General features: G+C 68.5%; 19 protein-coding genes, 1 tRNA gene, 1 pseudogene and 1 riboswitch. Of the genes and pseudogenes, 9 read left to right on the top strand and 12 right to left on the bottom strand.

Going from position 1 to position 24,495, the window contains the following annotated elements; genetic code table 11:
* Positions 1-10: 10 nt before the first annotated feature.
* Positions 11-1,798, bottom strand: coding sequence for an excinuclease ABC subunit UvrC (gene uvrC, locus ATI37_RS04005; protein WP_198665501.1), 1,788 nt, complete (start codon positions 1,796-1,798; stop codon positions 11-13).
* Positions 1,799-1,812: 14 nt separating this feature from the next.
* Between uvrC and ATI37_RS04000 the strand changes: the two genes are divergently transcribed.
* Positions 1,813-2,775 (top strand): dipeptidase, encoded by a 963-nt coding sequence (locus ATI37_RS04000; protein ID WP_117237212.1) that lies wholly within the window; start codon positions 1,813-1,815, stop codon positions 2,773-2,775.
* Here the strand turns inward: ATI37_RS04000 and ATI37_RS03995 are convergent.
* The gene (locus ATI37_RS03995; protein WP_117237211.1) at positions 2,758-3,162 is read right to left on the bottom strand and encodes a PaaI family thioesterase; all 405 of its coding nucleotides are present in this window, start codon (positions 3,160-3,162) and stop codon (positions 2,758-2,760) included. The two genes, ATI37_RS04000 and ATI37_RS03995, sit on opposite strands and share 18 nt — an antisense overlap.
* Before the next feature lie 22 nt (positions 3,163-3,184).
* Here ATI37_RS03995 and ATI37_RS03990 point away from each other — a divergent pair, with 22 nt between their 5' ends.
* The 3 genes from ATI37_RS03990 (at position 3,185) to ATI37_RS03980 (ending at position 4,747) form a co-directional block, all read left to right on the top strand.
* A complete protein-coding gene (locus ATI37_RS03990; protein WP_198665500.1) occupies positions 3,185-3,817 on the top strand; it encodes an alpha/beta fold hydrolase in 633 nt (210 codons plus the stop codon).
* Positions 3,818-3,916: 99 nt separating this feature from the next.
* On the top strand, positions 3,917-4,102 hold the full coding sequence (locus ATI37_RS12565; protein WP_332871152.1) for a hypothetical protein: 186 nt from the start codon (positions 3,917-3,919) through the stop codon (positions 4,100-4,102).
* Between the two features lie 204 nt (positions 4,103-4,306).
* Entirely contained in the window at positions 4,307-4,747 is a 441-nt protein-coding gene (locus ATI37_RS03980) for a hypothetical protein (protein ID WP_117237210.1), read from the top strand.
* A 103-nt stretch (positions 4,748-4,850) separates the two neighbouring features.
* Here ATI37_RS03980 and truD read toward each other — a convergent pair whose 3' ends face one another.
* The gene (gene truD / locus ATI37_RS03975) at positions 4,851-5,894 is read right to left on the bottom strand and encodes a tRNA pseudouridine(13) synthase TruD (RefSeq protein ID WP_117237209.1); all 1,044 of its coding nucleotides are present in this window, start codon (positions 5,892-5,894) and stop codon (positions 4,851-4,853) included.
* A 14-nt stretch (positions 5,895-5,908) separates the two neighbouring features.
* Positions 5,909-7,622, bottom strand: a pseudogene (locus ATI37_RS03970) (M3 family oligoendopeptidase).
* A gap of 24 nt (positions 7,623-7,646) precedes the next feature.
* Here ATI37_RS03970 and ATI37_RS03965 point away from each other — a divergent pair.
* Positions 7,647-8,381, top strand: coding sequence for a DUF3800 domain-containing protein (locus ATI37_RS03965; protein ID WP_117237208.1), 735 nt, complete (start codon positions 7,647-7,649; stop codon positions 8,379-8,381).
* Between the two features lie 59 nt (positions 8,382-8,440).
* Positions 8,441-10,237: an RNB domain-containing ribonuclease gene (locus tag ATI37_RS03960; RefSeq protein WP_117237207.1), complete on the top strand. Its 1,797-nt coding sequence runs from the start codon at positions 8,441-8,443 to the stop codon at positions 10,235-10,237.
* Here the strand turns inward: ATI37_RS03960 and ATI37_RS03955 are convergent.
* Positions 10,234-11,724: an NADP-dependent isocitrate dehydrogenase gene (locus ATI37_RS03955; RefSeq protein WP_117237206.1), complete on the bottom strand. Its 1,491-nt coding sequence runs from the start codon at positions 11,722-11,724 to the stop codon at positions 10,234-10,236. The genes ATI37_RS03960 and ATI37_RS03955 overlap by 4 nt on opposite strands.
* Positions 11,725-11,795: 71 nt before the next feature.
* On the opposite strand from ATI37_RS03955, the gene ATI37_RS03950 reads away from it, so the two are divergent.
* Both ATI37_RS03950 and ATI37_RS03945 read left to right on the top strand, forming a co-directional pair.
* Positions 11,796-12,908, top strand: a complete 1,113-nt coding sequence (locus ATI37_RS03950) for an NAD(P)/FAD-dependent oxidoreductase (RefSeq protein WP_117237205.1) — start codon at positions 11,796-11,798, stop codon at positions 12,906-12,908.
* A 120-nt stretch (positions 12,909-13,028) separates the two neighbouring features.
* Positions 13,029-13,105 (top strand) — tRNA-Met (locus tag ATI37_RS03945).
* A 753-nt stretch (positions 13,106-13,858) separates the two neighbouring features.
* Here the strand turns inward: ATI37_RS03945 and ATI37_RS03935 are convergent.
* The 6 genes from ATI37_RS03935 to hemE all read right to left on the bottom strand — a co-directional run bounded on the left by ATI37_RS03935 (position 13,859) and on the right by hemE (position 22,715).
* A complete protein-coding gene (locus ATI37_RS03935) occupies positions 13,859-16,447 on the bottom strand; it encodes a bifunctional diguanylate cyclase/phosphodiesterase (RefSeq protein WP_117237204.1) in 2,589 nt (862 codons plus the stop codon).
* A gap of 41 nt (positions 16,448-16,488) precedes the next feature.
* Positions 16,489-16,845: a hypothetical protein gene (locus ATI37_RS03930; protein WP_117237203.1), complete on the bottom strand. Its 357-nt coding sequence runs from the start codon at positions 16,843-16,845 to the stop codon at positions 16,489-16,491.
* Positions 16,846-16,896: 51 nt separating this feature from the next.
* A riboswitch (cyclic di-GMP riboswitch) is annotated at positions 16,897-16,980 on the bottom strand.
* Positions 16,981-17,040: 60 nt separating this feature from the next.
* Positions 17,041-19,281 (bottom strand): diguanylate cyclase domain-containing protein, encoded by a 2,241-nt coding sequence (locus ATI37_RS03925; RefSeq protein WP_117237202.1) that lies wholly within the window; start codon positions 19,279-19,281, stop codon positions 17,041-17,043.
* 115 nt (positions 19,282-19,396) lie between these two features.
* On the bottom strand, positions 19,397-20,752 hold the full coding sequence (hemG, locus tag ATI37_RS03920; protein WP_117237201.1) for a protoporphyrinogen oxidase: 1,356 nt from the start codon (positions 20,750-20,752) through the stop codon (positions 19,397-19,399).
* Entirely contained in the window at positions 20,734-21,693 is a 960-nt protein-coding gene (hemH, locus tag ATI37_RS03915) for a ferrochelatase (protein WP_117237200.1), read from the bottom strand. The genes hemG and hemH overlap by 19 nt, the downstream gene beginning before the upstream one ends.
* Entirely contained in the window at positions 21,690-22,715 is a 1,026-nt protein-coding gene (gene hemE / locus ATI37_RS03910; RefSeq protein ID WP_117238508.1) for a uroporphyrinogen decarboxylase, read from the bottom strand. The genes hemH and hemE overlap by 4 nt, the downstream gene beginning before the upstream one ends.
* Positions 22,716-22,728: 13 nt before the next feature.
* On the opposite strand from hemE, the gene ATI37_RS03905 reads away from it, so the two are divergent.
* Positions 22,729-23,643, top strand: a complete 915-nt coding sequence (locus ATI37_RS03905; protein ID WP_117237199.1) for a peptidylprolyl isomerase — start codon at positions 22,729-22,731, stop codon at positions 23,641-23,643.
* Here ATI37_RS03905 and ATI37_RS03900 read toward each other — a convergent pair.
* The gene (locus ATI37_RS03900; RefSeq protein ID WP_117237198.1) at positions 23,638-24,486 is read right to left on the bottom strand and encodes a nitrilase-related carbon-nitrogen hydrolase; all 849 of its coding nucleotides are present in this window, start codon (positions 24,484-24,486) and stop codon (positions 23,638-23,640) included. The genes ATI37_RS03905 and ATI37_RS03900 overlap by 6 nt on opposite strands.
* Positions 24,487-24,495 lie beyond the last annotated feature (9 nt).

Below are 24,495 nucleotides of genomic sequence, written 5' to 3'. Positions count from 1 at the left end.
CAGGGGGCCATCATATCTGATTGGGCGTACCTTCTTTGAGGCCCTCCTTGAGGGCCTGGGCCGCTTTTCGGTTCATCCCAGGCAGGCGGGCCAGCTCCTCCAGGGGAGCCTCCTCCAGGGCCTTGAGCCCCCCGTAGCGCTCCAGAAGAAGCCTTTTCCGCACCTCTCCGATGCCGGGAATGCCCTCCAGGACCTTGAAGGCCTCCTCCTGCCGCTTCCTTTGGTGGTAGCGGAGGCCATTCCGGTGGGCCTCGTCCCGGAGGTGGATGAGGAGCTGGAGGGCCGGGTGGGTGAGGGGGAGGCGGAGCTCCCGCCCTTCCGGGGTGATGAGGACCTCTTCCCTTTTGGCCAGGCCCACCAGGGGGAGGGAGAGGCCCGCCCGCTCCAGGGCCTTTAGGGCTGCCCGCACCTGGCCCAGGCCCCCGTCGATGAGGAGGAGGTCGGGGAGGGGCATCTCCTTGAGGCTTCCCGTGAAGCGGCGGAAGACCCCCTCCTCCATGGCGGCGTAGTCGTCGTTTCCCGCCTTAAGGCGCATCCTGCGGTACTCGGCCTTTTTGGGCCTTCCCCCCTCCATGACCGCCATGGAGAAGACCCGGGCTTGGCCCTGAAGGTGGCTCACGTCGTAGCCCTCTATGCGGAAAGGCCGCCGGGAAAGCCCCAGGAGTTCCTGCAAGGCCTTAAGCCCCGGGTGGTCCCCCCGCCTTTCCAGAAGCTTGAGCTCGCTTTCCAGGGCCAGCCTGGCGTTCTTTTCCGCCAGCTCAAGGAGCCTCTGCTTCTCCCCCCGCTTGGGAACCCGAAGCTCCACCCGCCTCCCCGCCCGCCGCTTTAGGAGCTCGGCCAGGCCCTCCAGGTCCTCCAGGGGGAAGGGGAGGAGGATGAGGGGGGGGAGGGGGGAGGCCTCCAGGTAGTGGTCCCTTAGGAAGGCCCAGAGGATCTCCTCGTCCGTGGCCTCCTCCTTCTCCACTACCCGGCTGATCCGGCCCAGGATGCGCCCGGAGCGCACCTGGTAGAGTTGGACCACGGCGAGGGCCCCCGCCCGGGCCATGCCCAGGAAGTCCAGGTCGCCAAGCTCGGGATCAAAGGCCTGCTGGGCGGTGGAGAAGAAGGCCCTTAGGGCCTCCATCTGGTCGCGGATCTCCGCCGCCCGCTCAAACTCAAGCCTCCTGGCGGCCTCCCGCATCTTGGCCTCAAGCTCCTCCAGAAGCCCCTCCACCCGGCCCTCGAGGACCGCCTCCACCTGGCGCACCGCCTCCCCGTAGGCCTCGGGGTCCGCCAGGCCCACGCAAGGGGCGAGGCAGCGGCCCAGGCTATGGTTGAGGCAGGGGAAGCGCCTCCTCCTCATGGGGTAGCCCGAGTTCTTCCTTAGGGGGAAGAGGCGGTCAATAAGGGTCTTGATGCGCCTCAGGGCCCCGGCCTCGGGGAAGGGCCCGTAGTACTTGGCCCCGTCCTCCTCCACCCGCCGCACCACGAGGAGGGTAGGGAAAGGCTCGTTGGTGAGCTTGAGGAAGGGGTAGTGCTTGTCGTCCTTGAGGAGGACGTTGTAGGGGGGGCGGTGGGCCTTGATGAGGTTGGCCTCCAGGAGGAGGGCCTCCACCTCGTCCCGGGTAGCGATGAAGTCCAGGGCCGTGGCCTCCTCGGCGGTGCGCCGGGCCTTGCCTTCGGCGTGGAAGTAGCTCCGCACCCGGGCTCTGAGGCTCCTGGCCTTGCCCACGTAGAGCACCTCCTCTCCCCGCTTCCAGAGGTAGACCCCAGGGGCTTCGGGGAGGGGAGGGAGGTCCTCAGGCCGCACGCCTCCCATTGTAGACTCCTCCCATGCCCGCCTTCCTAGTGGACGCCCATTTGGACCTGGCCCATAACGCCTTGGTCTTGGGCCAGGACCTGACCCTGCCCCTCGAGGTCCTCCGCCAGCGCGATCCCCACCCTGACACCCCCCTGGTGACCCTTCCCTCCCTTGGGGAGGCCCGGGTGGCCGTGGCCTTCGCCACCCTCTTCGTGGACCCCCGGGAGGGGCACCTGGAGGCTTGGGAAGAGGCCCTTCACGCCCAGCTCGCCCTCTACGAGGCCTGGGAGCGGCGGGGCCTGGTGCGGATCCTGAGGGAGGGGAAAGATCTAGAGGCCCACCTGGAGCGCTTTCCAGAGGACGGGGTCCCGGGCCTCGTCCTCCTCCTGGAGGGGGCCCACCCCTTGCCGCATCCCGAGGACCTCCGCCCCCTTCGGGAAAGGGGCCTGAGGCTCCTCTCCCTCACCTGGGCCACGGGGAACGCCTACGCCGGGGGGAACGCCGAGCCCGGCCCCCTGACCGAGAAGGGCCTCGCCCTCCTTGAGGGGATGGAGGCCTTAGGGGTGGCCCTGGACCTCTCCCACCTGGCCGACGAGGCCCTCTTTCCCGCCCTCGAGGCCTACGGGGGGCCCGTCTGCGCCACCCACGCCAACTGCCAGGCCCTCACCCCCACGCCCCGCCACCTTTCCGATGAGGCCCTTTTGGCCCTGGCCCAAAGGGGCGGGGTCTTGGGCCTCGTCCCCTTCAACGCCTTTCTGGACCCCGCCTGGAAGCGGGGGATGGCGAGGCTTTCCCTCGCCGCCTTTTTAAGGCACAAGGCCCACGCCGAGGCCCTCCTAGGCCCAAGGGGGGTGGGCCTGGGCACGGACTGGGATGGGGGGTTTGGCCTCGAGGCCCTCCCCCAGGGCCTGGACCGGCACCGGGACCTCTGGGCCCTAGGGGATGAGGGCTTTCTGGGCGGGAACTGGCTTTCCTGGCTACGTGCCTGGTTCTAGGGGGACCACGGCCAGGGTGCAGCGGCTCGCTGCCACCAACCGCTCTTCTTCATCGTAGACCTTTACCTCCCAGACCTGGGTGGTGCGGCCCACGTGGAGGGGCTTGCCCACGGCCCGGAGGGTGCCCTCCCGCTTCCTTCGGATGTGGTTGCAGTTGATCTCCAGGCCGAAGGCGGCGTGCCCTGGGGGGCAGTTCAGGAACCCCCCCAGGCTGGCCACGCTCTCCGCCAGGGCCACCGTGGCCCCGCCATGGAGGAAGCCAAAGGGCTGGTGGACCCTGGGGGAGACCTCCAGTTCGGCCACCACCTCTTCCTTTGCCAGCTTCAGGTAGTGCACCCCCAGGGTCTGGTCCAGGGTCTCCTTGGCCAGAAGGGTTTCCTTGTCCATGCCCTGGAGTATAAAGGGGGGCGTGGGAGAGGTGCGCTTTTTCCCGGGGCTCCTTGCCCCTCCCGCCGGGTTTTCCTTCCTGGAGGGGCTTCCTTCCGAGGAGGGGCTTCACCTGATCGCCTTTGGGGAAGGGGCCCTGGAGGGTTTGAAGACCGCCTTCCGGGAGGGGGCGAGGAGCCTGGTCCTCCTTTCCCCCATCCTTCGCAAAGACGCCTTCCTGGCCGCTCGGCTTTCTGCCCTCCGCTTCGGCCTAGAAAGGGGAGGGGTGGAGGGGTTCGCCCGGGTGGGGCGGGCCCTCTTCTTCGGGCCCCTAAGCGTGGGGAGCGAGGAAATCTTCGCCGCCTGGAAGGAGGGGCTCAGCGAGGAGGGCCTTTGGGCCTGGCTGGACCTTATGGAAGGCCTGGGCGACGAGCGGCGCTGGCTAAGGGGCACCGAGGCCCGGGTCCTGGTGGTCCAGGGGGCCCTGGACGCCTTTACCCCGCCCCTTTACGGGAAGGAGGCGGTGGACTTCGCCAAGGGGGAGGCCCTGCGCTTTGCCCTGGAGGGAGCGGGCCACTTGGTCCCCTGGGAGGCCCCGTTGGAGGTTCGGGACCTGGTGGCGGACTTCCTCCTGGGAGAAGCCTTCAAGCCCCTTCCCGGAGGGATCGCCCTATGAGAGCACCCCATGCTGGCCCAAGCCAGCATGGGGCCCTGGCAGGGGGTTCCTGGGAGGCCTTTCTGAGCTGGCCGAGCGAAGGAAACAGGAAGAAAGGGTATGAGGCGGGGCTTCATCCACCTTTACGGCCTCAATCTGGTCTTTCATAGGGTGGGGAAGGGCCCCCCCATCCTCCTCCTGGCCGAGGAGGCCTCCCGCTGGTCGGAGGTGGAGGGGCTTGAGGCGCCCTACACCCTTTACCTCCTGGACCTCCCCGGCTTTGGCCGCACGGGGGGCCTGCCATGAGCCCAGAGGAGATGGCCGCGTACGTGGCCGCCTTCGTGGTCATGCCGAACCTGGGGCACCCTCCAGCTCTCCTCTGGGGGGTAGGGCTGGCCCTGGACCCCACCTCGAGGCCATGGGTCTTAGGATCCTCCCCACGGAGGGGGAGTTATCAGAAACTTTGTCAAATCTGTTGCGTCATGGTAACTTGGAATCAGGAGGTGAGGTATGAGGAAGCTATTGGCAGCGGTCCTTCTCGTTTTTGGTATGGCCTCGGCCCAGTTCGCCGTGGAGGACCTGAAGCCCTCCCTGGCAGCCATCGGCGGTACCCAGGGTTTTGGGGTGGAGATCTCCTGGCACTGCCAGCTTTTCCAACTCCCGGTGGGGGAGGTGCGCCCGGCCCTGGACTTGGCCTATGACGTCAATGGAAATTTCAACGGCGCTTTCCTTCTCCGCTACCTCTACCCCTTGGCCGAGGAGCTAAAGGCGGGGGCTGGCTTGGGAGTGAGCGTTCCGGGATTTAACTTTGGCAATGTCCAGCTCTACTTCCGGGCCGATCTGGAGTACGACCTGAAGGCCGCCCTGGGTAGCCCCCTCTTCCTGGGCGGGGACCTGGGCCTCGCTGGAAACACCTTGGCAGCCCAGCTCAAGCTGGGCTACCGCTTCTAGGCTGGGAGGCGGAGCCCCCCGCCCCCTGGGGCGGGGGGTTATACCCTTTTCCTTCGCTCTGCCAGCTTAGAAAAGCCTCCCAGGAACCCTCTGCTGGGTGGTATTATTCCTCTTCCTCCGGGGCTTCCACCTCCTGCTTCATCACCTCCCGGAGGAGGCTTGTGGCGTAGCTCCCCTTGGGGAGGAAGAAGGAAAGCCAGAGCCCTTTGGGGGCCTCCTCCACCCGCCATTCGGAGAGGGGGACCCGGATGGGCCGCCTGGCTCCCCGGCGGGCCCTAAACTCTTCCCGAGCGAGGTTGTAGCGCGCCAGGATTTCGTCCTCCAGGGCCCGGGCCTCCCCCTTCGCCTCGGGGTACTTCCGGCCGAAGAGGGGCCCGGTGGCGCTGATCTCCAGGCGGAGGGCCCTTTCCGCCTCTCCCTGGTCCTCCACCAGAAACTCCCCGCCTGTGGCGTGCTTCTTGGCCCAGTCCCCGGGGATCACCCGGTCGTAGAGGCCCCGCTCCATCCTTAGGGCCACCCAGTCGTTGAAGAGGAGGCTTTGGAGGCTTCCGATCAGGAAGCGCTTCAGCCAGGGGCTTCCCCGGCCCTTGCCCCCTTTCACCAGCTCGTACCCCCGCGCGGGGTTCACCCCCCCCAGGCCGAAGCGCTGGGGGCCGTAGTAATTGGGCACGCCCCTTTGCTCCAGGGCCCTTAGGATGGCCTCCGCCCTTGCCTTCCCTCCTTGGGGTTCCCGGATGAGGATCCTAAAGCGGTTCCCCTTGAGGTGGCCGGTCCTGAGCTTGTTGGTGTGGAGGTCGGCGTGGAGGAGCCTCACCCCCCTTAGGTTTTCCAGAAGGCAGAGGGCGTTCTCGTGGCGCCTCGGGATGGAGAACCACTGCTGGGTGCGGGCGTGCTTGTCCTTGAGGCCCGCCACCCCGATCTCCTTTTCCGGTATGCCCAGCTCGTCCCTCAGGAACTCAAAGACCTCCCGGGTGGTGAGGCCCTCCTTTTCCAGGAGGAGGTAGAGGTGCTCCCCCTCTCCGCTTGGCAAGTAGGCGGGAACCTCCTCCACCTGGAAGTCCTGGGGGTGGAGGCGGATCACCCCTCCCACCCCGGGAAGCCCGGCGGTCAGGAAGGGGTAGCGCTCGGGGCGAAAGACCAGGTCCATCCCCTTATTCTTGCCTAGGGAAGGGCCTTGATCCAGTCCTCCAGGACCCCGAACCCGTAGCGGAAGAAGGCCTCGGAGGCGAGCTCCACCCCCGCTTGGGCCAGGATCTCCTTGGGACTCGCCTTTTCCCCCGCCTTTAGCACCTCCAGGTACTTAGGCACAAAGGCCTTCCCCTCCTCCCGGTAGCGGCCGTAGAGGGCCAGGACCACCAGGTAGCCTAAGGCGTAGCTATAAGGTGTAGAAGCGGTAGTGGACGAAGTGGGGGATGCCGGCCCAAGCGGCTTGGTCCAGTTCCGTCCAGGCCACGCTTTCCCCGTAAAGGCGCGCCTGCTCCTCCTGCCAGATCCGGTGGAAGGCCTCGGGGGGGAGGGCGGCTTCTTGGCGGGCTAGGAGGCTCCGCCTTTCAAAGAAGGTGTACATCACCTGGCGGAAGAGGGTGTTGATGGCGTCCTCCACCCGCTCCGCCAGGAGGAGGGTCCTTTCCTCGTCGGAGAGCCTTTCCAGAAGGAGGTCGTCCAGGAGGATCTCGGCGAAGACGCTGGCGGTCTCCGCCAGAGGGGTGGAGGCCCCGAAGTTGAGGAGGCGCTGGCCCCGGGCCAGGTAGAAGTGCACCCCGTGCCCCAGCTCGTGGGCCAGGGTGTGGGCGCTGTCCAGGTCATCCGTGTGGTTGAGGAGGATGTAGGGGTGGGTGGAGGGAAGCCCGCCCGAGCAGAAGGCGCCGCCCCGCTTGCCCGGCCTTGGGTAGACGTCTATCCAGCGCCTCTCAAAGAACTCTCGGGCGATGGCCTCCACCTCGGGGGAGAAGCGGCGGAAGGCCTCGAGGACCATCTCCTTGGCCTCCGCAAAGGGCACCTTGGGCTTCCCCCCTAGGGGGGCGAGGAGGTCTTGGCTTGGGGTCTTGTCCAGGCCGAGCCTTTTGGCTTTCCAGAGGTAGTAGCGCGCCACCAGGGGGTAGAAGGCCTCCGTGGCCCAAAGGAGGGCCTCGATGTCCCTTACCTCCACCTCGTCCCTTAGGGCCACGGGCTCCAGGGGGTTCCCGTAGTTCCTAAGGCGGAGGTCCTGTAGGTAGTCCAGATAGACCGCGTTGAAGACGGCGCTTAGGGTGGGGGCTTCCTCAAGGAGCTTCCCGTAAAGGGCTCGGTGGGCCTCCCGGCGCACCTCGGGGCTGGGGTCCCGCCTCAGGGCCCGCACCTCCATCTCCGTGAGCTCCTTTCCCCCCACGTGGAAGCGGAAGCGGCCCGTGTACTCCGTGTAGAACTGGCTCCAGGCGCTTTTGCCCACCAGCCCCTTGAGGTTTAGGAGTTCCTCCTCCCGCTCCGAAAGGGTGTGGGGGGCGTAGGCCCGCTGCCTCTTCAGGAAGTGGCGGAGGTCCAAAAGGCCCGGGTGGGCAAGGAGGACCTGGAAGGCCTCCTCGGGGAGCTTTCTCAGGGCCACCTCCAGGGGGACGAGGCGGTTTCTTACCTCGGTGAAGCGGTTCCTGACCCGGTCCAAGAGGGCCTTGGCCCCGGGGTCCTGGGTGCGGGTGGCGAAGTGGAGGCTGGCGTAGTTCAGGGGCCTATAGGCGAGCTCTAAGGCCTTCTCGTAGCGGGCGAGGAGGTCCCCTGCTTTCTCCGGGGTGAGGAGGTCCTTGGGGTCCAGGCCCTGGGCCAGGGCCAGGGCGGCCTCGAGGTCTTGGAAAAGCCTGGGGTCCTCGGGGGAGGCGTAGAGGTCGGAAAGGTCCCACTCCATGGGTGGTTAGTATACTGCCTGGGGATGTTGCTGTGCTTTCTGGACGAATCCGGGGACCACATTCTTGGGGGAGGTGATCCCAACTATCCCATCTTTGTGCTGGCGGGGGTGGTGGTGGAGGAGGGCCACTATACCTCCGTGATCCAGCCGGAAATGGAAGAGCTCAAGCGAAGGCTTTTTGGCAGGCCGGACCTGGTTTTGCGCACGGCGGACATAACCCGGAATCGCAACGGGTTTGAGGGTCTTAAAGACCCCGGGTTCCGGGCCAGGTTCTATCGGGAGCTCAACGCCGCAATGCAGCGCTGGGATTACACGGTTTTGAGCGTGGTCGTGGACAAGCGTAGGCTTCTGGAGGTCTACGGAAGTTCTGCTTGGGATCCATACGACCTTTCCCTGGGCTTTTTGGTGGAGCGCCCGGTTTTTCTTTCGGAGGAGCGAAGAGCCAGAGCGAGAATCATTGCCGAAAGCCGCAATGCTAGTCTGGACCAGCGCCTGAGAAGGACTTGGGAAAGTCTTATTGAAAAGGGTACGGATTATGTGCGGGCTCAGAGGTTGCGGGGACGGGTGGAGGGCCTGATTTTCAGGAAGAAGTGGGATAACGAAGCTGGGGTTCAGCCGGCTGACCTGGTGGCGAGTCCTATAGGCCGACGATACTTGGGTAAGCCCGCAAAGGTAGATTGGGGGATTGTCGCCCAAAAGCTCCGCCGAGGGCCTGACGGGTACCTGGGGTATGGTTTAGTGGTGTTTCCAAAAAGGTAGGGCCGGGGACCCGCTACGCAGTTCCCGGCCTGGTAGCTTTACCGTAGCAAAGGAGTGCCATGCTTGTCAAGAAAGCCTTGGTCGTCTACAAGGGCAAGCCCGCTCTGGCGGAGGAAAAGGGGGACCGCTTGGAGCTCACCCTTGAAGGGGGGGAGAGGCTCAAGGTCCGCCCCAAGGATGTGCTCCTCCTCCACCCCGGCCCCGCTAGCCTGGACCTGAGGGTGCTCGAGGGGGAGGAGGAGGCGGCCTGGGAGCTTCTGGAGGGCCAGAGGGTGAGCCTCCGGGAGCTTGCCGAGCTGGTCTATGGCGCCTATACCCCTGAGGCCGCCTATGGGGCCTACCTCCTGGCCCAGAAGGGGGAGAGGTTCGTCTTGGAGGGGGGCGAGGCCCGGGCCCGCACCCGGGAGGAGCTGGCCCTTCTGGAGGAGGCCAGGAGGCGCAAGGAGGAGAGGGAGCGGGCCTTCGGGGAGGCCCTGGGGCGCCTTCGGGAGGGGAGGCCCCTTCTCGAGGACCGCCCCCTTCTCGCCGAGGTGGAGGCCCTGGCCTATGGGGAGCGGCGGGAGAGCCAGGTCCTGAAGGCCCTGGGCCTTCCCGAAACCCCCGAGGCCGCCCACGCCCTTCTCCTGCGCCTTGGGGTTTGGCGGCGGGAAAACCCCCATCCCAGGCGGCTTGGGCTCCCCCTGGCTCCTCCGGACCTCCCCGTACCCCCCCTTCCGGAGGAGGAACGGGTGGACCTCACCCACCTCCTTGCCTTCGCCATCGACGACGAGGGGAGCCAGGACCCGGACGATGCCCTTTACGCCGAAAGGGTGGAGGGGGGCTTCCGCCTCCTGGTGCACGTGGCGGACGTGGCCGCGCTGGTGGCCCCAGGAAGCCCCTTGGACGGGGAGGCCCTCCGCCGGGGGGCCAACCTCTACCTGCCCGAGGGCACGGTGCCCATGCTTCCCCCGGCGGTCACCGAAGCCCTGGGCCTGGGGTTGAAGGAGGTCTCCCCGGCCCTTACCTTTGAACTCCTGGTTTCCGAAGGAGGGGAGCTTCTGGAGGAGAGGGTCTTCCCCTCCTGGGTGCGGGTGGGGCGCCTCACCTACCGGGAGGCCCTAGGGGTGGAGGCCCTCGCCCCCCTCAAGGAGCTGGCGGGGGTTTTCCTCCAGAGGCGCCTGGCCCAAGGGGCCCTGGACCTCAGCCTCCCCGAGGTGAAGGTGCGGGTGGAGGGGGAGGAGATCCGGATCACCCCCCTTCCCCCCTACGCGAGCCGGGTCTGGGTGCGGGAGGCCATGCTCCTTGCGGGCTACGCCGCCGCCCACCTCGCCCTGAGGGAGGGCCTCCCCTTCCCCTTCGCCACCCAGGAGGCCCCCTCCCATCGGGCCGAGGGGGAGGGCCTGGCCGCCATGTGGGAGCAGAGGAAGGCCCTCCGGCGGGCCCAGCTCAAGGCGGTCCCCGCCCCCCACAAGGGCTTAGGCCTTCCCCTTTACGCCCAGGTGACGAGCCCCTTGAGGCGCTACCTGGACCTGGTGGCCCACCAGCAGCTCAGGGCCTGGCTCAAGGGGGAGAGGCCCCTCGCCCAAGGGGAGGTCCTGGAGCGGGTGGGGGCGGCGGAGGCCGTGGCCGACCTGGTGCGGGAGGGGGAGAGGCGGAGCAAGCTCCACTGGACCCTTCTTTACCTGCTGGAGAAGGGGTACGAGGGTCCCGGGGTCCTGGTGGAGAGGCGGGGGGGGCAGGGGGTCTTCCTCCTCCCTGAGCTCGGGCTCAGCGCCCAGGCGGCCCTCTCCCGGCCCCTTCCCCTAAACGCCGAGGCCCGCCTCCGCTTCCTGGAGGCGGACCTGCCTGCCCTCGAGGCCCGCTTCGCCCTGGTCTAGTCCTCCCCCTGAGCCTTGGTGAAGCCGGGCTCGCCGTCAAACTCCTGGAGCTTTTCCAGGTGCATCCAACGGAAGCGGCTGGCCACGCGGCGGACCAGGTCCAGGATCTCTTCGTCCCCTGCCTCCCCCTCCCCCCGGTAGAGGAAGCGGCAGCGGTAGTGGTCCACCAATCCGGTCAGCCCCCCGGTGGGCGGGTAGACCTGGGTGCCCCGGTTGGAGACCATCTTGAGCCGGAAGGGGGTGCCCTCCGCCAACGCCTCCAAGGCCTTCCCCAGGGGCTCGGGCAAGAGGTCGGTCTCCACGAAGACGTCCACCCCCACCACCCGGCGGCTTTTGGGGACGACGGCGGCGATGGCCCCGTCCACCTTGGGCAGGCGGAAGGGCTTGTGTTCCCGCACCCGGGCCCTTTTTGGGATCTTCCCCAGGTTCTGGATGATGGCCTCGGTGTACTCCGTGGTCTTGGCCCCTCGGTCGTAGCCCACCACGTCCCCCGTGAGGACCCGGCCCTCCTCGAGGGTGTAGAGGAGGGCGTTTTCGATGAGGTCAGCGGTGGCGAACTCCTCCAGGTAGCGGAGCATCATCACCGCGGAGAGGAGGACCGCGGTGGGGTTGATGACGTTTTGCCCGGCGTACTTGGGGGCGGAGCCGTGGACGGCCTCAAAGATGGCCACCTCGTCCCCGATGTTGGCCGAGGGGGCGAAGCCCAGGCCGCCGATGAGCCCCGAGGTGAGGTCCGAGAGGATGTCCCCGTTCATGTTGGTGGTGACGATCACCTCAAACTGCTCGGGCCTCTTCACGAGCTGGTGGGCGGCGTTGTCCACGATGATGTGGTGGGCCTCGATCCCGGGGTAGTCCTGGGCCACCTTTTCAAAGGCCCGCTTCAGGGTCCCTTCGGAGAGCTTCATGATGTTGGACTTGGTGGCGCAGTGGACCCTCTTCCGACCCTCGGCCCGGACCAACTCAAAGGCGAAGCGGGCGATCTTCTCCGAGCCCTTCCAGGAGATGAGCTTCAGGGTCTGGGCCACGCCGGGGGTCTGCATGTGCTCAATCCCGGCGTAAAGGTCCTCCACGTTCTCCCGCACCACCACGAGGTCTATCCCCCGGCCCGCGTAGGGGGTGGGGACGTTGGGAAACTCTCGCACGGGGCGCACGTTGGCGTAGGTTTCAAAGAGCTTCCTCAGGGTGACGTTGGCGCTCTTCTCCCCATAGCCCACCGGGGTCTCCAGGGGACCCTTAAGGGCCACCCGGGTCTTGCCGATGGACTCCACGGTCTCCTGGGGAACCCCAGAGGCGATGCCCTTCTTGAAGACGCTGGCCCCCGCCTCTCGTACCTCGTAGGCTAGGGGAGCTTTGGCCGCCTCTAATACCTTCAGGGTGGCCTCCACGCACTCGGGGCCGACGCCGTCTCCGGGGATCACGGTGATGAGCTTGCGCCCGTCCTCGAGGACGTGCATCTTCTTGCCGGTTTCCGTGGTGATCAAGGGCATGGCCTCACCTCCTGGGGTAGGGACACCCTCTTTTACACTACACCACGTCGAAGGCCTGGTAGACTCAGGGCGTGGCCCGGGCCATCGTGGTGGGGGCAGGGATCCTAGGCGCGGCCTCGGCCTACCGCCTGGCGGAGGCGGGGCTAGGGGTCCTGGTCCTAGAGAAGGAGGCCACCTTCGCCCAAGGGTCCACGGGCAGGAGCGCCGCAGGGGTAAGGGTGCAGTTCTCCGAGCCCCTCAACATCCTCCTCTCCTACCACTCCATCCTGGAATACCAGGGGATCCCCGAGGCGGGCTACCGGCCCATCGGCTACCTCTTCCTGGTCCCCGAGGCCCTGGCCGGGGATCAGGAGGAGGCCTTGAGGACGCAAAGGTCCCTGGGGGTCCCCGTGGAGCGGCTCACCCTGGGGGAGGCCAGGGAGAAGGTGCCCTTCAGGGAGGAGGGCCTCGCCTTCGCCACCTTTGGCCCCATGGACGGGGTCATGGACCCCCACGGGGCCACGGCCTTTTACCTCAGGGAGGCCAGGCGGCTTGGGGCCGAGGTGCGCTTCTCCGAACCCCTTCTCTTCGCTGAGCGCCGAGGGGGCCTGTGGCGGGTGGAGACCCCCAAGGGGTGGTACGAGGCCCCCTTCCTTCTCCTCTGCACGGGGGCCTGGACGGGGGAAGTGGGGAAGACGCTTGGCCTGGAGATCCCCATCTGGCCCGTGCGGCGCATGGTCTTTGCCACCGCCCCCGCGCCCTTCCCCCACGCCTTTCCCCTCACCGTTGACCTGGGGACGGGCTTCTACCTGCGCTCCGAGGGAAGGCGCCTCCTTTTTGGCCGCTCCAACCCCCATGAGCCCCCCGGCTTCCGGGAGGGCATGGATTGGGCCTGGCTGGGGCCCACCCTCGAGGCGGGCCTCGCCCGCTTTCCCTTCCTAGAGGGGCTTTCCCTAGACCGGAGGGCCAGCTGGTGGGGCTACTACGAGGTCACCCCGGACCACAACCCCATCCTGGGCTTCGTGGGGGAGGGGCTTCTTTTGGCGGCGGGCTTTTCCGGCCACGGGGTGCAGCAAGCGGCCATGGTGGGCCGCTTGCTGGCGGAGGAGGTCCTTTTCGGCCGGGCCAAGAGCCTGGACATCACGCCCTTTCGCCTGGAGCGCTTCCATAGGGGAAGCCTCATCGGGGAGCGGAGCATTGTCTAGGTCCACCCCTTCGGCCGGGCCTGCGCGGGCGAGGAGGGGGACGTCTGGGGCGGGATGGGCATCGGGTTGAACCTTGACCCTTAGCCCCTTCTCTCCTATGATGGGCTTTGCCTGGCGCTGGGCGGCGTAGCTCAGGTGGTCAGAGCACACGACTCATAATCGTGGTGTCGTGGGTTCGAGTCCCACCGCCGCCACCAGGGGGGATGGGAAAGGGCATAAGGGCCCTTTCCCATCGTCTTTTTCGCCGTTTGGGCCGTCCTGGGGTACAGGGGCCGGAAGGGGGGCGAAAAGGTCCCTCCGTGTGCTACCCCATAACTCCGGTCCGGCCATCCTGGGCAAGACCCGGCTCCGAACGGGCTTGTGGACCAGCGAGATGGGGTTCGCCCGGGCCACCGGGCCCCAGGGGGGAGCGGGCTTCTCCCGCTCCGACCGGACCCAACGGACTGCCCTTCGGCGTATCCTCCTTCGTCCCCCGCATGGGCGCGCACCTGCCGAGGGCGCCCAGGGGGCCTACCCCACGGCGGCCTCGAGGGTCGCGGGCGGAGCCCGTAGCCTGTGGCTGAGGCCGTGGACCCGGTGGCCGTGAACCAGGGGGATGGGTTTGAAGTCCACCCCTTGCAGAAGGCCTTTTGCCCCGGAGAGGTGCACCGCCGGGCGGGCCCTTTGGAGGACCCTGGGAGGACCCTGCAGAAAGGGGAGGGGTGGGGCAAGGAGGGGGCCTTGGGTAGCCTGGGTGGGCAGGTGGCCCCAAGGTGCGCGTTCGCGCGGCTTAACGAGGCCCTGTGCGCCGGGGTGGTAGGTTGGCCGAAGGCCATGTTCTGGGGGTGGTTGCCCCCTAGACGCATAGCACTCCCTCCTTTCTCACACCCCAGGAGCCCAGATCAAGTGGCATGCGAAGGAGTGGGAGGAAAGCGCGCAAGCTAGGGTGATCTTCCCGGCGGCGCTAAGGCTCACCCTTGCCCCCCACGGTAGCCCAGGGGTTTTGGGCGGCCAAGGAGGTAGCCCTGCCCCAAGGTGAACCCCAGGCCCCGCAGGTAGGCCAGGGTGGCCTCGTCCTCTATCCCCTCGGCCACGGCAGCGAGCCCCAAGGCCTGGGCCAGGGCCAAGACGGCGGCCACCAGCCGGGCGGGGGGACTTTGGGGGTCCGGGGGGCTTCCCAGGGCCTTTGTAAAGGCCTGGCCCAGCTTGAGCCCGTCCACGGGGAGGGCTGCCAGGCGCTCCAGGCTGGAGTATCCGGTGCCGAAGTCGTCCAGGAAGACCCTAACCCCAAGCCTCCGTAAGGCCCGTACGGTTTCTGTGGCGTCCCGCCCCCTTTCGTCGGGGATCAGGGCGGTTTCCGTGACCTCCAGAACCAGGGCTTCCGGGGGGCAGTCCGCCTCCTCCAAGGCCTGGGCCACCAGGCTGGGATAGCTGGGATGGAGGAGCTCCTGGGGGCTCACGTTCACGTGCACGGGGAGGCCGTGGCGGGAGTGCTCCCGGCAGGCGCGGCGCAGGACCCAGGCCCCGAGCTCAGGCATGAGGCGGTGCCGCTCCGCAATGGGGATGAACTCCTTCGGGGAGGCCTCGGGCCAGCGGATCAGGGCCTCGAGGGCCACAGGCCTTCCCGTGCCCAGGTCCACAAGGGGCTGGTAGAAGAGGGTAAGCCCCTCTTCTTCCCGGGCCAGGGCCTCCCGCAGGGCCTCCACCAGGGCCATCTCCCGGCGCAAGGCCTCCTGGAACTTGGGCTCGTAGAAGGCCAGGCGGTCCTTGCCCTCGCCCTTGGCCCGGTAGAGGGCCAGGTCGGCCCGCTGCAGGAGTTCCCCAGGGGAGAGCCCCCCTTCACCCAGGGCGATGCCGATGGAGGTGGTGAGGCGGTAGACCCGCTCGCCCAGAGGCAGGGGAAGGCGCACCACCTCCAGAAGCCTTTCCGCCACCTGGATGGCCTCCTCCGCCCTGCGGATTCCCGTGAGGAGGACCAGAAACTCGTCCCCGCCCTGGCGGGCCACCAGGTCCCGGGGCCTCAGGGCGGCGCGGAGCCGAGCGCCGATGGCGCGGATGACCTCGTCCCCAAGGGCGTGGCCCTCCAGGTCGTTCACCAGCTTCAGCCCGTCCAGGTCCAGGTACAGCACGGCCAGCCTGGGGTCCTCCTTGAGGGCCTGGGCCAGCTTCTCCAGGAAGAAGAGGCGGTTGGGCAGGCCGGTCAAGGGGTCGTGGTAGGCCAGGTGGGTTAGCCGCCCCTCCAGCTCCAGCCGCCTCAGGAGGAGGCCCAGCTGGCTGGCGAAGGCCTGGGCCAACTCCAGGTCCAAGGGGGCGAAGGCATCCTCCCTTTCCAGGTTGTCCAGGTACAAGAAGGCCTTGCGCTCCCCGGAGAGGTAGACGGGCACGGCCAGGACGGCCCGAATCTCCCTCACCCGCCTCGCTCCCTCCATCACCTCCTTCCGTTTGGGGTCCAGGCCCTGGTTGAAGCGCTCCAGGTCCCCTTGGGTGAAGACCTGGGCCTCCTTGTGCCCCGTGAGGGAGAGGGGCTCTTCTGGGTGAAGGCGGATCTGGCGCAGCGCCTCCAGGTCGTACCCCTTGGCGGCCACGAAGTGGTAGTAGCCGTCCTCCTTGAGCACGGTGACGCTCCCCGCCTGGGCTGCGGGCACTGTGTCCAAGGCGGCCTCGAGGATGAGGCTGAAGACCGAGTCGGAAAACCCCTCGGCCATTAGGGTCTCGTAGACCCGGAGGAGGTTCTTGCGGAAGGCGCTCCAGCGGGCCTCCTGATCCTGGGCGCGAAGGCGTTCCCTGAGGTCCAGGCCCAAGGCCAGGATCTCCAGGGCCTCCCCTCCCGGGCCAGGCACGGCCAGGAGGGTCCACTCCGCCGGGGCTTCCCCAGAGGTGGTGGCCATGATGGGCCGCCCAGGCTGGGCCAAGGCCTCTTCCAGGGGGAAGGGGACCCTTTGAGGGAAGGCCCCCTTGAAGGCCGCGTTAGTCCAGAGGAGCCTGCCTTCTGGGTCCAGCCGGGCCACGTAGAAGGGGGAAATCTCCAGGAGGCGCTCCGTAAAGCGGTGGACCTCAAAGAGTTCCAGGGTGCGGGCCAGGACCTCGGCTACCCCCCGGAGGAGGCCCTCCTCCTCGGGGGTGAAGGCCCTTTCCCGCTCGCAATCGTCTACCCCTAGGAAGCCCCAAGGCCTGCTCTCCACCCAGATGGGGACCGCCAGGAGGCTTTGGATCTCCTGGGCTTGGAGGAGGGGCCTTTCCTCCTCAGGGAAGGAGCGCACCGGTCCCCCGATGGCCTGGTCCCGCAGAAAGGCCTCCAGCCAGCGGCCGTAGCCCGCCTCCCGCATGGGCACGTTCTGGAGGCTCGGGTTTTGGATCTGGGGGGTCACTCCGGGGCCCGCCCACTCCGCCAGCTGGGAGGTGTACCAGCGCCCCTCCCGCTCCTCCAGGCGGAAGAGGTAGGCGCGGTGGGCCTCTAGGGCTTCGGCCAGGGCCCCAAGGGCCTCGGGAAGCCCCGAGAGGCCCCGCCGCAGGAGGGATAGGACAGGGGCGGACCACGGGAGGATCTGGGCCCGGTCCATGACCGAATCCCCTCTAGTCTACACCCTAAGGGGTCGGGGTTCTAGGGAGCTCCGGGCAGGCCCACCTCGAGGCGCACCCGGCCTCCCGGGGATACCTCCAGGGTAAAGGTCAGTCCCCCCCGGCCAGAGAAGACGTGCCTGCCCGCCTGGAGCGGGAAAGAGGCCAGGAAGGCCTGGCCTTCCACCTCCACCCGAAGCTCCCACCGGGTGTTGGCCACGAGCCTTAGGGTGTGGACCCCGGGCCCAAGCTCCAGGGTGGGGACCAAGGGCCCTCCCGCCTCCGCCAGGCGGAGCCCCACCACCGCGGGGATGCGGATGCCCACGCCCACGCTGGCGGCGCTTTGGGCCAGGGCCACGCCCCCTACGAGGATCAAGAGGGCTAGGATCCACGGCCGCATGCCCACCTCCTTGGGGGAGGTGGCGCAAGGGTCGGCGGCATAGCCGAGCTATGGCGTCCGGCCGGTTGCGCCACTGGCTCCACCCGTCCCAGGCGCCCAGATTGCAGGACGGGCTTCCTCGCCTCCGAGGTGCCTGTGGGAACTTTACCGTCCCTAGCTCAAGGGTACACCCCGAAAGGGGTTTGGGCAAGGGGTTCAGGCGAGGACCGTGACCCCCTGGGCCTTGGCCCCGTACATGCGGGTGTCGGCGACAGAAAGGAGCTCGTCTGGGCTTTGCCCGTCCTCGGGGTAGCTGGCGAGCCCGATGTTCACCCCTAGGCAAAGGCCCTCCAGACAGATTTTCTCAATGGCCCGGGCGTAGCGGAAGGCGGCCCTGATGGCCCCCTCCCTCCCCGTGTGAGGGAAGAGGGCGGCGAACTCGTCGCCCCCCCAACGGAAGACCCGGTCCCCGTTGCGACGTTCTTTGGAGAGGGCCTGGGCCACGCGGATGAGGGCCAGGTCCCCTTGGGCATGGCCCAGGCGGTCGTTGATGGCTTTGAAGCCCTTGAGGTCCAAGACGGCCAGGGAGAGGGGGTAGCCGTAGCGCTCGGCCCGCCTTAGCTCCTCCAGGAAGGCCCTGTCAAAGGCCCGGCGGTTGGGGAGGCCCGTGAGGGGGTCGGTGAAGGCGGCCTCCTCCAGGAGCCTCCGGGTCCTGGCCTCGTGGAGGAGGGTGGCCAGGGGGGCGGCGAAGAAGCGGGCGGCCTCGAGGCTGTCCTCCCCGAAGGCCCGGGGATCGTGGAGGTTGTCCAGATTGAGGTAGGCGAGCACCTCCCCCTTGTAGGGGATGGGGAGGCAGAGGTTGGCCTGGATCTCCCGGGCCCTTCCCGCAGCGTCCATAACCTCGGGCGGGGCGGTCTGGTGGCTGATCTCGGCGATGGGACGGGCCTCGGCGCTGAGGATCCTGGGCTCCCCCCTCCTGGCCCCCTCCTGGTCCAAGCCGTACCAGAGGAGCTGGCCCTCCGCGCTAAAGGCCACCTCCCGGAGCCTTTCCAGGTCGTACCCCGCCGTCGCCCGGTAGCGGTAGGTCCCCTCCTCCAGGACAAGGAGGCTTCCCGCCTCTGCCCCTGGAACCTGGCGGATGGCCTCCTCTAGGACCTCCTGGTAGAGTCCCTCCGGGGGCCTTTCCAAAAGCTCCAGGAAGAGGCGGTTCACCGCCTGGTGCCGGGCCTTCTCCTGGAGGCGTTCAAGCCCCAGGGCCAGGGTGCGGCAGGCGGAGAGGAGGAGGTCCACCTCCGCCCTGCGCCAGGGGCGCGCCTCCCGCTGGCCCAGGACCAGGACCCTCCGGCTTCTCGGGGCGCCCGGGGAGGGAACGGGCAGGGCGGCGAGGGTGCGCCAGTCCAGGGCCTGGAGGGCAGGAACCCCCTGGCTTTCCTCGGCGTAGCGGGCGGTGAAGAGGGGGCTTCCCGTCTCGTAGACCCGCCAGGCCAGGCCCACGCCGTAGGGAAGGCCCTCCTCTAGGACCCGCTTCAGGCTTTCCTCCTCCACCCCGAAGTGGGCCAGGGCCCCCATCCGTCCCCCCCGGGCCTCCCAGAGGGCCCCAGCCTGAAGGCCCAAGGCGGTCACCAGGAAGGCCAGGGCCTTCTGCGCCCCTTCCCCCAGGGTCTTGGCGCTTTGCAGCTTCTCTGAAAGCCCGGCCAGGAGGGCCCTTTCCTGCAGGTCCGCCAGACGGTCCAGGTGGAGGCTCGCCGCCTGGGCGAAGCGGATCAGGCCTTCCACCTCCTCGGGGAGGAAGGGCCCGGGGCGTTCCAGGTTGAGGACGGCCACCACCTCCCCCCTCTCCCAAAGGGGCAGGGCCAGCTCGGAGAGGGTGGGGATGGCGGGGTCTGGGATGTAGCTGGGTTCCTTCCTCACGTCGGGGATGTGGAGGGGTTGGCCTTCCCGGTAGGCCCGGCCCACCACGCCGCTATCGGGGATCCAGGAGAGGCTCATGGGGGGATGGGCCGCAAGGAGGTTAAGGCCCCCGGGGGCGGGGACCCAGACCCCCACGTGCCCTCCCTCCCCTAGGGCGGCCAGGCGCTCCGGAAGGCTTTGGAGGAGGGCCTCCCGGCCTTCGGCCTGGGGGAGGGCCTCGAGGGCCATGGCGATGAGGCGCAGGCTCCTGGCCAGGGCCTTGGCCCTCCGGTGGGCCCGCCTGAGGCTTTCCCCCACCCCGTGGGCCAGGAGGGCGGAGAGGAGGAGGAGGGCCAGGGCCACCAGGTTGAAGCCGGGAAAATAGAGGAGGATGAGGGTGGCGGGAAGGATGGCCAGGAGTCCCCAGGGAAGGCCGTAGAGGCTAGCCACGAGGGCCACGGAGACCATAAACCAGGGGAGGATGTGGGCGCTAGCGTAGCCCAGAAGCCCCATCAGCACCCCCACCAGGAAGGAGGCCAGAGCGATGGCCGGATAGGATATAGACATCCGGCTTATTCTATGCTGCCCCGCCCCTGGCCCGGTCCCTGCTCCCCCCTGGGCCGGTGGCGACGCCCCTCCCCGAGGGGTTGGGCCCGCCTCCTGGTCGGGCTCCGGGACCCCCCTAAGGGGTGGGGGCCAGGGCCAGGTGGGCCAGGGCCCGGCTTGCTGCCCTCTTCCCCGAGCGCACCACCTCGGGGAGGCCCACCCCCTCCAGGTAGTTCCCCGCCAGGAAGACCCCCGGGGCCTTCAGGAGGGCCATCTCCAGGCGGCCAAGCCGCTCCAGGTGGCCCACCTGGTAGGCGGGCATCCCCTCGGGGAAGCGGAAGACGAAGGTGTGGCTGGGGCGCACCTCCCGACCCAGGAAGCGGCGGAGGTCCTCCAGGGCGACCTTGGCCAGCTCGGCCTCCGCAAGCCGGGCCGCCTCCCCGGAGAGGTAGGCCCGGACCAGGCTATGCCCCTCGGGGGCCCGCCCCGGCCACTTCTGGTGGGCCCAGGTGAAGCCCCTGACCCGAAAGCCCTCCCCCTTTGCGATGAGGAGGCCGTGGCCCACCACGGGTAGGGGTTCGGGGAAGGCCAGGCTCACCGTGGCTGCCTGGGTGTGGGGGATGCCCTTTAGAAGGGCGGTGGCCTCGGGGAGGAAGGGCCTGAGGAGGGCTGCCGCCTGGGGGGCGGGGGTGGCGAGGATCACCGCCTCCGCCTCCAGGGCCCCCTTGGGGGTGTGGAGGCGGTACCGGCTCCCCACGGGCTCCACCCCCACCACCGGGGAGAGGAGGCGGACCCTTTCCCCCAGGGCCTCGGCCATCCTTTGGGTGAGGGCGGAAAGCCCCTTGGGGAAGGAGAAGAAGAGGCTTCCCCCCTCCCGGCTTCCCCGGGCCTTCCTCGCCCGCATGGCCCCCAGGAGGAGGCTCCGGTGCCCCTTTTCCAGCTCCAGGAGCTGGGGGAAGGCGGCCTTCATGGAAAGCCCCTCGGGCTCGCCCCCGTAGATTCCCCCCGCCAGGGGGGCCACCAGGGCAGCGTAGACCTCGGGGCCCAGGCGGCGCTCCACGAACTCCCTTAGGCTCTCGTCCTCCTTCTTCCCCCGGGGAAGCACGAGGTCCATAAGGGCCCGGAGCTTCCCGGAGAGGGAGAGGAGCGGGGTCCTGGCCAGGGCCTTGAGGTCCCCGGGGATCACCTGCATGAGCCCCTCGGGGAGGGGATGGGCCCTTCCCCCCTTCAGGATGAGGGCCGAGGGCTTTTGCGGCAGGGTGCCGATGGACTCCAGGCCAAACCTTTGGGCCAGCTCCAGGACCTCCCCTTTGTAGCGGACGCTGGCGTCGGGCCCCCCCTCCACCAGGAACCCTCCCTGTCCCAGGGTGCGCACCTTGCCCCCAAGCCTGGGGGCCGCCTCCAGGAGGAGGAAGTCCACCCCGGCCTCCCCCAGGGCCAAGGCGGCGGCAAGCCCCGCCCACCCTCCGCCGATCACAACGGCCTGAGCCACGCGGCCTCCACCAGGTCCTTGAGGACCTGGATGTAGTCCAGATCGGCGTTGAGGCTCCGGGCCCGGAGGAGGCGCAGCCCCACCTCCCCTGCCGTGGCCTGGGCCTCGAGGTCCAGGTCGTAGTAGACCTCCAGGTGGTCGGCGGGGAAGCCCACCGCCTGGACCACGGCCTCCTCAAAGCCCTGTTCCCTAAGCTCCCGCAAAAGCTCGTTGATGTCGGGGCCAAGCCAGGGCTCGGGGGTCCTTCCCGCCGACTGGTAGGCCACGAAGTGGCGGGGCAGGGAGAGCCTCTTGGCGATGAGCTCCGCCGTCCTTTCCACCTGCCTGGGGTAGGGGTCCCCCCGCTCCACGGCGGGGAGGGGGATGGAGTGGGCGGTGAAGACGTAAGCGGCCCGCCTGGGGTCCTTGAGCCGCCAGATGGCCTCCTCCAGCCGCCGGGCGTAGGCGGCGATGAGGCCCGGGTGGGCCTCGTAGCTCTCCACCCAGAGGAAGTCTATGGGCTCGGGGAGGGCCTTGAGGGCGGCCTCCACCTTCTCCTGGTACTCGGCCACGCTCCTTAGGGAGTAGTGGGGGGCGGCCACGATGGCCACCGCCCGCCGCACCCCGTCCTCGTGCATGGCGGCCACGGCCTCCCCGATGGAGGGGAGCCAGTGCTTGGTGCCCACGTAGACCCGGGCTGGGCCCTGGGGGGTGCGGGGGCCGAAGGGGCCTTGGAGGCGCTTGGGGTAGGGGGGGGCCTCGAGGTTCAAAAGGGCCTGGAGGCGCATGGCCTGGACCAGGGTGATCTCGTTCAAAGGGCTTTTGCCGATCGCCTCGTAGCGCCCGGAGAGCTCCTCCAAAAGCTCCTCCGGCGGAGGCTTGCCCCGGCGGATGTCCGTGTAGTAGGGGGCGATCTCCTCGGGAATGTAGGGGGTGCCGTAAGCCATCAGGAGCACGTTCACGCCGCTACCTCCTTCACGAGTTCTACCACGTAGGCCACGTGGGCGTGTGGAGTTCCGGGCAGGATCCCGTGGCCCAGGTTGAAGATGTGCCCCGCTCGGCCGGCGTTCTCCTCCAGGATGCGCCTCACCTCCCGCCTTATCACCTCCTTGGGGGCGAAGAGGACGGCGGGGTCCAGGTTGCCCTGGACCGGGGTCCTCCCCAAGACCTCCCGGGCCCAGGGGAGGGGGGTGTGGTGGTCCAGGCCCAGGACGTCCCCCCCTGCCTCCCGCATCTCCTGGAGGAAGCCCATGGTGCCCACGCCGAAGTGGATGACCGGGACCCCTAGGGGCTTCAGGGCCTGGAAGAGCCTCCCCATGTGGGGCTTCACGTAGCGGCGGTAGTCCGCGGGGGAAAGCGCCCCCACCCAGGAGTCAAAGACCTGGAGGAGGTCGGCCCCCGCCTCCGCCTGGGCCCTCAGGTAGCGGGCCATGGCCTCGGTGAGCTTTTCCATGAGCTGGTGCCACAGGGCCTCTTCCCGGTACATGAAGCCTTTGACCTCCAAGAAGCGGCGGCTTGGCCCCCCCTCCACGAGGTAGCTCGCCAGGGTGAAGGGGGCCCCGGCGAAGCCGATGAGGGGGACCTCCAGCTCCTTCTTTAGGAGGCGGATGGCCTCCAGGACGAAGGGCACGTCCTCCTCCGGTTCCAGGGGCCTCAGGGCCTCCACCCCTTCCCGGTCCCGGATGGGGCGGTGGATCACGGGCCCCTTGCCCTCCACCAGGTCCAGGTCCACCCCCATGCCGTAAAGGGGGGTGGTGATGTCGGCGAAGAGGATGGCGGCGTCCACCCCAAGCTCCCGCACGGGCAGCAGGGTGACCTCCGCCGCCACCTCGGGGTTCTGCACGATCTCGGGCAGGGTGTAGCGCTTCCGGATCTCCTGGTAGGACTTCTGGTAGCGGCCCGCCTGGCGCATGAACCAGACGGGGGGCCTGGGGGTGGGCTCCCCCCGGGCCGCCCGCAGGATGAGGTCGTTCACGCCCTCCATGCTAGCATGGGGCATGCGCGCCCTTTTTTTGGCCCTGGCCCTGGGCCTTCCCGCCCTGGCCCAGGAGGACCCCGTGGTGGCCCAGGTGGGGGAGGAGGCCGTCACCCGAAGCCAGTTTGACCTCCGCTTCGGCCTCTTCGCCAAGGGCGCCCTGAGGCAGCTCGGCCTCTCCGAGTCGGAGGAAACCCTCAGCCTCCTGGCCCAGTACCGGGCCCCCTACCTCGAGGCCCTGGCGGAGGAGCGGGCCCTCCTTCAGGTGGCCCGGGCCCAGGGCTTTTGGCCCCGCCCCGACCGGGTGGAGGCCCGGGTGGGGGAGCTCAAGGCTGCCTTCCCCAGCGAGGAGGCCCTCCTTTCGGCCCTCAAGGGGGCGGGGGTGCCGGACCTCCCCGCCTACCGTGCCCTCCTGAGCGAGGCCATGGCCCTGGAGGCCCTCGAGGGCCACTACCAGGCCAAGCTGGCTGTGTCCCCTGCCGCCCTCAAAATCCTCTGGCTCCTTTCCCCGGAGTACCGGCACGGGACCCTCTACTGCGCCCGGCACATCCTCCTGCCCACCCTGGAGGAGGCCGAGGCTGCCCTGGCCCGCCTGAATGGGGGAGAGGCCTTCGCCAAGGTGGCCCAGGAGGTTTCCCAGGACCCGGGCTCCAAGGAGGCGGGTGGGGACCTGGGGTGCGAGCCCGAGGGCACCTACATCCCCGCTTTTGAAAGGGCCCTCCTCCTGAGGCCCGGCCAGGTTTCCGCTCCGGTGAAGACCGAGTACGGCTTCCACCTGATCCTCCTGGAAAGGGTTCTCCCCCCGGGCCGCTACCCCTTGGAGCAGGTGGCCCCCGAGTTGGAAAGGTTCCTGAAGGCCAAGGCCTGGGAGAAGTTGGCCCAGGCCCTCGTCCGCTCCATCCCCATTCGGCTCTTTCCCGAGCGCCTACGCCTATAGGGTGAGGAGGAGGGCCTCGTCCCCCCTGGGGTTTTGGGCCAGGCGAAGGGCCTCCCCGGGGGCGTAGATCCCGCTTTGCCCCTCAAAGGAAAAGGAGAGGATCCTGCCGTTCAGCATGGGGTTGAGAAGGATTTTGAGGTTCTCCCGGCCTAGAAGCCTCTCCCGGGCCGAGGCCAGCCAGACCTCCCCCTCCTTCCGGCCCGGGTCCCAGGGCCAGGGCCTCTCCCAGGAGGCGGGGTTGGCGGAGGGTTGGAGGAGGACCTCCGCCCCCAGGGCGTCCAGGCGAGAGAGGTGCTTCTCAAAAAAGCCGTCCAGGCAGATCAGGAGGCCCACCCGCCCGGCCCGGGTTTCCACCAGATGGGGGCCGAAGCGCCCGGGCCTCAGCCAGCGCTCGGGAGGCGTGCGTTCCATCTTCGGCACCTGGGCCAGGAGGCGGCCCTCGGGGTTATAGAAGAGGGCCAGGTTTTGGAAGAGGAAGGTGCGGGCAAACCGCCCCCGGGAAAGCTCCTCCTCGTAGGGAGGGGAGAGGAGGGTGCCTGAAAGGAGGTAGGTGCCAAAGGCCCGGGCGGCCTCGGCCATGACCCGGTGGAAGACCCCGTAGGCCCGCCGGGCCCGCCGCCAAGGGAGGAGGGGGTCCCGGAGGAGTTCCATTGGGCGGAACTCCCCCCCCAGGTGGAGGAGGAGGGGGAGGCCGAAGAGCTCGGGGAAGGCGGCGAGCCTGGGGGCTGGGGTGCCTTCCAGGGGCTTGAGGAGGGCGAAGACCCGCTCCCGGAAGGCCCCCTCCGTGCAGTAGGCCTCCGGCCTGGCCTCGGCCTGGACCGCCAAGAAGGTGCGGAAGGGCACGCCCTAGAG

The organism is Thermus sediminis (assembly GCF_003426945.1).
Lineage (GTDB): Bacteria > Deinococcota > Deinococci > Deinococcales > Thermaceae > Thermus > Thermus sediminis.
This window is presented reverse-complemented; position numbering and strand designations above follow the sequence as displayed.

Coding starts and splice junctions, on each gene's coding strand:
- uvrC (WP_198665501.1), bottom strand. CDS start 1,798: ATGGGAGGCGTGCGGCCTGAGGACCTCCCTCCCCTCCCCGAAGCCCCT.
- ATI37_RS04000 (WP_117237212.1), top strand. CDS start 1,813: ATGCCCGCCTTCCTAGTGGACGCCCATTTGGACCTGGCCCATAACGCC.
- ATI37_RS03995 (WP_117237211.1), bottom strand. CDS start 3,162: ATGGACAAGGAAACCCTTCTGGCCAAGGAGACCCTGGACCAGACCCTG.
- ATI37_RS12565 (WP_332871152.1), top strand. CDS start 3,917: ATGAGGCGGGGCTTCATCCACCTTTACGGCCTCAATCTGGTCTTTCAT.
- ATI37_RS03980 (WP_117237210.1), top strand. CDS start 4,307: ATGAGGAAGCTATTGGCAGCGGTCCTTCTCGTTTTTGGTATGGCCTCG.
- truD (WP_117237209.1), bottom strand. CDS start 5,894: ATGGACCTGGTCTTTCGCCCCGAGCGCTACCCCTTCCTGACCGCCGGG.
- ATI37_RS03965 (WP_117237208.1), top strand. CDS start 7,647: ATGTTGCTGTGCTTTCTGGACGAATCCGGGGACCACATTCTTGGGGGA.
- ATI37_RS03960 (WP_117237207.1), top strand. CDS start 8,441: ATGCTTGTCAAGAAAGCCTTGGTCGTCTACAAGGGCAAGCCCGCTCTG.
- ATI37_RS03955 (WP_117237206.1), bottom strand. CDS start 11,724: ATGCCCTTGATCACCACGGAAACCGGCAAGAAGATGCACGTCCTCGAG.
- ATI37_RS03935 (WP_117237204.1), bottom strand. CDS start 16,447: ATGGACCGGGCCCAGATCCTCCCGTGGTCCGCCCCTGTCCTATCCCTC.
- ATI37_RS03930 (WP_117237203.1), bottom strand. CDS start 16,845: ATGCGGCCGTGGATCCTAGCCCTCTTGATCCTCGTAGGGGGCGTGGCC.
- ATI37_RS03925 (WP_117237202.1), bottom strand. CDS start 19,281: ATGTCTATATCCTATCCGGCCATCGCTCTGGCCTCCTTCCTGGTGGGG.
- hemE (WP_117238508.1), bottom strand. CDS start 22,715: ATGGAGGGCGTGAACGACCTCATCCTGCGGGCGGCCCGGGGGGAGCCC.
- ATI37_RS03905 (WP_117237199.1), top strand. CDS start 22,729: ATGCGCGCCCTTTTTTTGGCCCTGGCCCTGGGCCTTCCCGCCCTGGCC.